This window comes from Trichocoleus sp. FACHB-40 (assembly GCF_014695915.1).
Classification (GTDB): domain Bacteria; phylum Cyanobacteriota; class Cyanobacteriia; order Cyanobacteriales; family FACHB-T130; genus Funiculus; species Funiculus sociatus.
The window spans coordinates 22,966-31,287 of the sequence record NZ_JACJPF010000125.1 but is presented as its reverse complement, the minus strand read 5'-3'; the positions used below and the strand labels follow the sequence as shown (position 1 = coordinate 31,287).

Sequence of the window (8,322 nt, the reverse complement as noted above, 5' to 3'; positions counted from 1 at the left end):
ATAGTATAAGCACCTTCTCTCTTACATAAGGATTCTCATGCTCTTTTAAAGTCTTTAGTAGCCGTTCCTTTTGTTCTTGAGAAAGATGGTTTTTGGCTGGCATATGTGGCTAAAAATAACTTAGTACTTAATTTTATATTATACAATCAAGCTGCGTAACAGCTTACTAAATTTCGTACTTGCAAGAAAATAAACATTTTATTTTCTTAAAACTCCCACTGTGAGCGGCTTTTGGGCTAATTATTCACCCTAATTATAGAAACGAAACGGCTAGAATGGCGTGAACAGTTTTCAAAAAAGGCTGCTATGACAACCTTCCCGCCTCAAAAAAGTACAGCCCACAATCAGCATCGGTGCTACTGCCTGAATCCTAATTGTAAGCAGCCAGAAAATTCTGGTAATGCAATTATCTGCTCTAGTTGCGGTACAAAGCTACTGCTACAAGATCGTTATCGAGCCATCAAAGAAATTGGACAAGGTGGCTTTGGCAGAACTTTTCTGGCTACCGATGAGTCTAAATCATCCAAAGCACGTTGCGTAATTAAGCAATTTTTTCCTCAACAACAAGGTACTAACAATCGGAAAAAAGCAGCAGAGTTATTTCGCGAAGAAGCAACTCGCCTAGAGCTATTAGGTAAACATCACCAAATTCCTCAGTTGCTGGAATATTTTGAGCAAGATGACCATCAATATCTAGTACAAGAATTTATTGATGGGCAAAACTTAGCTCAAGAACTTGCCCAAAAAGGAGCTTTTAACGAAACAGAAATTCGGCAACTACTGCAAAGTTTATTACCCGTCTTGCAGTTCGTCCACAGCCATCAGATGATTCACCGGGACATCAAACCGGAAAACATTATTCGCCGCCGTAAAGATAACCATCTCGTATTAGTCGATTTTGGTGCTGCCAAATACGCCACTGAGACGATGTTAGGCAGAACAGGAACAGTAATTGGATCGGCAGCGTATACGGCTCCCGAACAAACTAAAGGTAAAGCCGTTTTTGGTAGCGATTTGTATAGTTTGGGCGTTACCTGTATCCATTTGCTCACTCAAATTCCGCCTTTTGATTTGAGCGATACCAGCGAAGATACCTGGGTTTGGCGGCATTTTTTACCCAAGCCAGTTAGTAAACATTTGGGTAGTATTCTCGACAGAATGCTGAAAACTGGGACAAAGCACCGCTATCAATCAGCAGCGGAAGTTTTGCAAGATTTGAATTTGAGGCGGCTTCCAGTTGTTAACAAGTCTAAGAAAAAATGGCTGCTGGCGGGTGCCATTTTGCTGTTTGGATTTGTGGGAGTGAGGTATCTAGTATCTCCCGTGGCCCAGCAGGTTTCGATACCAGAAAATCGAGCGGCAATTAAGCCTCCAGAATCTGGCGGTTTATTTGGCACGGTAAATGGGCAGCAGCAGGCGTTTCCTCTAACACATACGGAAGTGATGGCGAAAGTTTCCGGGAATGTGTCGCGGGTGTCAGTGACGCAGACATTTACAAATCCCTTTAATAATCCTTTAGAGGCGGTTTATGTGTTTCCACTTCCGGATGAAGCGGCGGTGGATGATATGGAAATAAAAGTAGGCGATCGCATCATCCGAGGCAAGATCAAAAAACGCGCTGAAGCTAAACAAATTTACGAGCAAGCTAAGCAGCAAGGGCAAACTGCTGGCTTATTAGAGCAAGAGCGAGATAATGTGTTTACTCAGTCTCTTGCTAACATCAAACCAGGGGAAAAAATTGATGTCACCATTCGCTATACAGAAAGCCTGAAGTTTGAAAAAGGCAATTATGAATTTGTCTTTCCGATGGTAGTGGGGCCGCGTTACGTCTCCGGAAATCATGTTGCTGATGCCGCAAAAATTAACCCCCCAACCTTGTCAGCCGGAACCCGTTCTGGACAGGATATAGGCGTGACCGTGGAAATTGAGGCGGGAGTGCCGATTAGTAACTTGCGATCGCCTTCTCATCAAATGCTGGCCACCAAAGACGGTCGGATGATGCGGGTTGAGTTGAGCAAACAAAACGCAATTCCCAACAAAGATTTGATTTTGCGCTATCAAGTCGCCGGGAATGAAACTCAGTCCACAGTATTAACTGATGCAGATGAACGAGGGGGACACTTCGCCAGTTATTTAATCCCAGCAGTGCAGTATCAAAGCAATGAGATTGTACCAAAAGATGTGGTGTTTCTCATGGATACCTCTGGGTCGCAATCGGGCGCACCAATTCAGCAATCTAAAGAATTGATGCGGCGGTTTATCAATGGGTTAAATCCTAACGATACATTTACGATTATTGACTTTGCCAGTTCCACAACTCAGCTTTCTTCCACCCCCTTACAAAATACGCCGAGAAATCGACAAAAAGCGCTAGATTATATTAATCGCTTGGATGCAAATGGCGGTAGTGAGTTATTGAACGGCATTCAAACTGTATTGAATTTCCCAGAGGCTCCAGAAGGGCGGCTGCGGAGTGTTGTGATGATTTCTGATGGTTTGATCGGTGACGACGAGCAGGTAATTGCAGAAGTCAAAAAGCGTTTGAAGCCGGGAAATCGGCTTTATAGTTTTGGTGTTGGCAGTTCAATTAATCGCTTTTTAATCGACCGCATTGCTGAGGAAGGACGGGGAACTTCGGAAGTTGTACCGCCCCAGGAACCAGCGCAGAAAGTAGTTGAGAAGTTCTTTCAAGATATTAATAATCCCGTGCTGACGAATATTGAAGTTAGCTGGGAAGGTTCTGGAAAAGCCCCAGAAATTTATCCGTTGAAAGCACCGGATTTGTATGCTAATCAGCCGTTGGTGTTGTTTGGACGCAAAGGCGATCGCGCTCGTGGTACTTTGAAAATTACTGGCATTGCTGCTGGTGGTAAGCGCTATGAGAAGAAGTTGCCGATTGATTTTGAGGGCGGTGGGAATGATGCGATCGCGCAACTTTGGGGACGTGCCCGAATCAAAGATTTGATGAATGAAATCTATGGCAATGAAAACCCAATAAATGTCAAAGCTGTTACAGATACAGCGCTGGGTTATCGGTTGTTATCTAAATACACTGCTTTTGTCGCTGTCACTGAACAAGTGCGAGTTGATCCTAAAAAGGCTCAGAAGGTGCAAGTACCAGTAGAAACACCGGAAGGGATGGACTTTGCCGAATCAACTTATACTGGCAGCGATCCAGTACCAGAACCAAGCCAAATTTTAGGCAACATTCTAGCAGTTGTCTTACTGGGGATGTACTTTACCTGGAAGCGATCGCAGAAATTGGAAAGTAAGCAATAATTTCAGGTTTTGGCAAAGGGGAATGAACCACGTTGGCGTTCGCTAACGTGGTTTATTTAAAATTGATTTTCTCTTGAACAATTATTAATCCTTCAAAAAAAGCGCGGACTCCACAAGTTGTACCAGGAAATCCATGTTTTTTCTAAAACTTGATAAGCCTTTTCAGGAGAAGAATTATTTAAAGGAACCGACAAATGCGCCCAATGACAACGCACATCCCGCAAATCTGCCTCACCTAGCAACCAGGGAAGAAAACGGCTCAACCGCACATCGTAGATATATCTGTTGCGCCTAAACTGATAATCTGTCACCGTACTACCGCCACGCGGATTAATGCAAGCACTCAGATAAGCTCTTTTTTGATGAACAAAAAGGCTATAAAAACCTATCCCATCCTGTTGACGTAAAATTGGTAGAGGTTGATCGGGAGACGACGGTATATTTGTATATTTATTAATATAAAGTCTGATATTTCCATCCGTCTTAACCAAATATCGCATTTCTATATCCAGTGGAAAACCATTCTGGATATAGCGATAATGCCTTCCAGAAATGTATTCAGACGACTCAGCAATTTGAGCGACTAGGGGACTGCTTGGCAAAGGCTGCCATCCCGGTAAGGAAACTGCTGCGGGAAAAACCAAAGAGGACTGGATGCGATCGCTTAAACTGGGATACAAAATTGACTTTCCCAACACAAACAAGACACTGCCAAAGGTTGTAGCTAACAGGGAAATCCGGATTTTTTTCCAGCAGTTCATGATTGTAACTTTACAGCTTTTAGTACCATAAAATGGCAAAATAATCCGAAAATTAATACAGCACTCGTAGAAAATATTAGCGAGCCATCTCCTGTATGCCAGTATTCAAACGCTTGTTGATGAGATAATGCTACTAAAACAGCCATAAGGGCAACTCGCACCCCATTAACCGCAAATCCCAAAACCACAGCCACAAAAGGCAGCAATATTTTTTTGGTTAAATTAGTAGGAACCATTACTAAAATAATAAATGCTAGTCCCAGAAGCTGGAGTATTAAATCTATACCAGAACAGCCAGAGTAAACTTCTATAGAATCTTTAGGTAGAATAATGAAGACTCCCTGACGAGATACTTCAAAACCCAAAATCCAAAGAACGAAAGCTGCAAACTTAGCTGTGAATATAGATATATCACCAATTAATAAGATCCATCCTTGAGCTATGGCTAGAAAAGCCAACAATAACAGTTCCTGCCAATATTGTCTTAATCCCTTCAAACCGGAAGCAAGAAGACATAAGCCTAGTAGAGAAATGAAAGGTGAGATGCGAAGAAAAGAAACAGAATTAGACAGATGCAGACTTTTAATCAGCACCAAAATAATCAAGGATGCACCAAAAAAGCTAGAAAAAACTCCACTTTCAAGATTTAAAGTGTCGCGTTTTTTCCAAACCAGGGACGATACAGCCAGCCAAAATAGGAAACTTGTACTCAGCAGTTCAGTATTGTCACTTCTCCAAGTCAAATGAAGATGAAGAGTAATTAAAGCTGCTGCGATCGCTAATACCCAGAATTTTAACTCTTTGACAACTTTCAGGTTGCTCATGATTAAATTAAAAGTTTAATCTGTAGCTATAGCAATCTTAATCCATTGATGAAATTCTCTTCTTCTGCGCCCAGTCGCGTCTGGGCGGTTCATTGAAGAATTGCTACATCAGAAAACACTGACGTTGTAACGCTTCCTGCAACAAAATTTGATAATCTATATCGTCAATTATATAAGCACCAAAACGTTCCAAGTGGGGATTCATCATTTGAGCATCGAAAAAAACAAACTGGCGCGATCGCAATCTCTCTTGTAACTTGACCATCGCCACCTTCGACCCCTCCGGAATTCGGAAAAACATCGACTCGCCAATAAAAGCACCGCCGATGACAATTCCTAAAATTCCCCCCGCCAACTCATCTCCCTGCCAAGTTTCAAAACTATAAGCCCAACCAGCTTGATATAATTTCCAGTAAATCTTCTGTAACTCCGGCGAAATCCAGGTGGTTTCCCTGTTAGCACACCCAGCAACAACCGCTTGAAAATCCCGGTTGACAGCGACAGTGAAGCGTTTCTGGTTGAGGACGCGCCTAAGTGAGGTTGGGTAGCGGAATCGGTCATCTAGGGGTATCATCGTCCGCTGACGGCTGGAGTACCACCCCAAGTTATCATCGTCATCCGCCATCAGAAAGTAGCCTTGAGCATACCCCTGGATAATGTTGGAAATATCAAATTCCATGCACTTAGCCCGACAGGGTTGTAGATATCCCGAAACAGCAGCGTGCAACCTTAATATTTAAAATACTGCCTTCACTTTTAAAATCGTGAAATTGGCAGATGAAATTTAAAAGCTGATACGCAAAAATTGATAGATCAAATGCCTGAACCAATTCCACCCATCACACTACCACCAGCCGAAAATGCCCAACAGGAAGGCGAATGGCTGCAAAAATCTTTACATACTTGGCTTGACCAAGAATTTATCCCAGAGCCTGTCAATCAGGAAATAGCCCGCCGAGCGTCCCAAATTTATGTCCGTCAAAGGATGGAAGGCGAAAACGATCTGGGTTCGTTAGTTATTGCTATCCTGACAGAGATGCAGGCGTTTGACTTTTCTAAGAGTTTCTACAGCGAGTTTGCGATCGCTAATGCCGTCAGCGACTTACTTTTAGACAGCCTTGGCATTGACCGCTGTTGTGGTCAATAGTTAATAGTCATTAGTCCTTGGTCAAACACAATCAACTAAGGACTAAGGACTAAGGACTACCAGCTAGACTTAACCACACCAGGTAACAGGCCTTGGTGCGCCCATTCCCGCATCACGTTCCGAGACAGACCGAAATCCCGATAAACACCTCTAGGACGACCAGTTACCCAGCAGCGGTTCCGCAGTCTGGTGGGCGCACTGTTGCGAGGCAATTGCTGGATTTCGCGATGAATTGCCAGCTTTTGTTGTTGGGTGGTTGCATTATCAAATTCTTCCTGCAACGCTGCACGCTTATCGGCATACTTTTCTACCAGTCGCTCGCGCTTTTTCTCCCGCTCAATCATGCTCTTTTTAGCCATGAATCAATTCTTCCGCAGATTTAGACACCATTCTCCATTATATTCTAAACATCAATAATTTGTTCACTCCCCGTTAACGGGGAGGGTTAGGCAGGGGTTCTTCAGGGATGGCAAGAGGAACCGTGAGGATGCTCACCTGCTCAGAATTGGACTGGGACACATTGGCAGAAGGACACAAATCGGCAAGAACGCAAGCATCGCATTCAGGATTCCGAGCCTTACAAATTGCCCGACCGTGGTAAACCAAACGAATTGACCAGTTTTCCCATTCTTCAGAGTGGGGTAATATTCTCATCAAATCCCGCTCTATACGAATTGGGTCTGTGTGTTCTGTCAAACCCAAGCGGTGAGAGAGACGCTTTACATGAGTATCCACCGTCACGCCCTGATTAATACCGTAGGCATGAGAGAGAACCACATTAGCCGTTTTACGCGCCACCCCTGGCAATTCCAGCAACAATTCCATTCGTTTTGGCACCTCGCCGCCAAATTTTTCCAAAATTAGGCGGCTTGCCCCTTGAATATTTTTCGCCTTGTTGCGATAAAAACCAGTGGAACGGATCAAATTTTCCAACTCGATAATATCAGCGTTTGCCAAAGCGATCGCATCAGGAAACCGAGCAAATAACGCTGGTGTCACCTGATTTACCCGCTCATCCGTACACTGAGCCGAGAGAATAGTTGCCACCAACAGCTGCACTGGCGTTTCGTAGTTCAGCGTACAGGGGGCAACTGGATACAGTCGCTTCAGGCGAATTAGAATCTCCAAAGCCCGCTGCTGCTGGCTTGACGATTTATGAGTAATGCTCACTGAAATAATCTTTGTACCGACTCCAAGTTAAAAGTGTCTCGCACAATCAAGAAAATGCCTAAACCCAATAGCAGCATTAATCCGGTTTGCATAATGCCGTCTTGGATTTTTGTAGGCAAAGGCTTACCCCTTAAGCCTTCAATCAACAGAAAAGCCAGCTGACCGCCATCCAGGGCGGGTAAAGGCAAAATGTTAATAATAGCCAGGTTAATGCTGATTAGAGCAGCAAACTGAAACAAATTTGCGGCATCTGACTTGGCAATATTTGCCCCAAGTTCCACAATCTTAACCGGGCCTGCGACCTGATTAGCTGTTTCGCCAAAGTTACTGATTAGCAGCCCAAAACCCTGAACTGTTAAAATCACGATTCGTTGAAATTCTGTGGCAGCTGTAGTGAAAATGTCCACAGGATTATCCAAGTGCCGACGGAGTGGTGTACCGTTAGGAGCCAGCTTGACACCAATGCGACCTTTTCCATCTGCCCCTGGTTCTGGTGTCACAGTCAAAGATATATTTTGACCCTGACGCTCGATACTCAGCGGGATGGGCTGGTTGGGATGGTCTTGAATCACTTTCATCAGCGTCGGGATGGCTTCCCTAGATGCTTTGAGTGGTTGACCATCTGCCAACAGAACCACATCTCCGGCTTTGATGCCAGCCTGGAGTGCGGCCAAAGTAACATCTGAGGCGACTGGAGTAACCACAACCCCAGGCTTGTAGTTAAAGTCTGGAATGCCCACAAAGCCGAGTTGAGTCACAAGCAGCAAGTAGGCAAAAACTAAGTTGGCGATAACACCAGCACTGATGACAATCGCTCTATCGAGGATGGGGCGGTTGCGTAGCAGATTGGGGTCTTCGGGGGGAATATTGCTGTCGGGGTCATCATCCGGGAAACCAACAAAACCGCCTAGAGGAAAAGCGCGGACGGCATACTCGGTTTCCGTTCCCTGGTATTTCCACAAAATCGGCCCAAAACCCAGAGAGAAGCGATTAACGTGAATTCCCTGAAGACGAGCTGCCATAAAATGACCCAGCTCGTGTACCACTATCAAAAGCGCTAAGACTGCGATCGCCGCGAAAACTGGCATACTTATATTTATTCAACTTAACTACATACTTCTTCATTCTACGGTGCTGCAAA

8 protein-coding genes and 1 pseudogene are annotated in these 8,322 nt (G+C 44.3%); 3 read left to right on the top strand and 6 right to left on the bottom strand.

Features of this window, described 5'->3' with window-relative positions; all coding sequences use genetic code 11:
* Positions 1-306: 306 nt before the first annotated feature.
* Both H6F63_RS31275 and H6F63_RS31270 read left to right on the top strand, forming a co-directional pair.
* Positions 307-1,200, top strand: a pseudogene (locus H6F63_RS31275) (serine/threonine-protein kinase); the annotation flags it as partial.
* Between the two features lie 162 nt (positions 1,201-1,362).
* On the top strand, positions 1,363-3,279 hold the full coding sequence (locus H6F63_RS31270) for a VIT domain-containing protein (RefSeq protein ID WP_347276845.1): 1,917 nt from the start codon (positions 1,363-1,365) through the stop codon (positions 3,277-3,279).
* Positions 3,280-3,371: 92 nt separating this feature from the next.
* On the opposite strand, the gene H6F63_RS29060 is transcribed toward H6F63_RS31270, so the two are convergent.
* The 3 genes from H6F63_RS29060 to aat all read right to left on the bottom strand — a co-directional run bounded on the left by H6F63_RS29060 (position 3,372) and on the right by aat (position 5,543).
* Entirely contained in the window at positions 3,372-4,040 is a 669-nt protein-coding gene (locus H6F63_RS29060) for a cyanoexosortase A system-associated protein (protein WP_190640712.1), read from the bottom strand.
* On the bottom strand, positions 4,037-4,864 hold the full coding sequence (gene crtA, locus H6F63_RS29055; RefSeq protein WP_190640711.1) for a cyanoexosortase A: 828 nt from the start codon (positions 4,862-4,864) through the stop codon (positions 4,037-4,039). The genes H6F63_RS29060 and crtA overlap by 4 nt, the downstream gene beginning before the upstream one ends.
* Positions 4,865-4,967: 103 nt before the next feature.
* Positions 4,968-5,543 carry a leucyl/phenylalanyl-tRNA--protein transferase gene (gene aat / locus H6F63_RS29050; RefSeq protein ID WP_190640710.1) on the bottom strand — a complete coding sequence of 192 codons (576 nt, stop codon included), beginning with the start codon at positions 5,541-5,543 and terminating at the stop codon, positions 4,968-4,970.
* 138 nt (positions 5,544-5,681) lie between these two features.
* On the opposite strand from aat, the gene H6F63_RS29045 reads away from it, so the two are divergent.
* Positions 5,682-6,011 carry a hypothetical protein gene (locus H6F63_RS29045; RefSeq protein ID WP_190422645.1) on the top strand — a complete coding sequence of 110 codons (330 nt, stop codon included), beginning with the start codon at positions 5,682-5,684 and terminating at the stop codon, positions 6,009-6,011.
* Between the two features lie 56 nt (positions 6,012-6,067).
* On the opposite strand, the gene rpsN is transcribed toward H6F63_RS29045, so the two are convergent.
* The 3 genes from rpsN to rseP all read right to left on the bottom strand — a co-directional run bounded on the left by rpsN (position 6,068) and on the right by rseP (position 8,269).
* Entirely contained in the window at positions 6,068-6,370 is a 303-nt protein-coding gene (gene rpsN / locus H6F63_RS29040) for a 30S ribosomal protein S14 (RefSeq protein WP_190441684.1), read from the bottom strand.
* A 73-nt stretch (positions 6,371-6,443) separates the two neighbouring features.
* Positions 6,444-7,181, bottom strand: coding sequence for an endonuclease III (gene nth, locus H6F63_RS29035; protein WP_190640709.1), 738 nt, complete (start codon positions 7,179-7,181; stop codon positions 6,444-6,446).
* The gene (gene rseP, locus H6F63_RS29030) at positions 7,178-8,269 is read right to left on the bottom strand and encodes an RIP metalloprotease RseP (protein WP_190640708.1); all 1,092 of its coding nucleotides are present in this window, start codon (positions 8,267-8,269) and stop codon (positions 7,178-7,180) included. Before rseP ends, nth begins: the two co-directional genes overlap by 4 nt.
* Between the last annotated feature and the right edge of the window lie 53 nt (positions 8,270-8,322).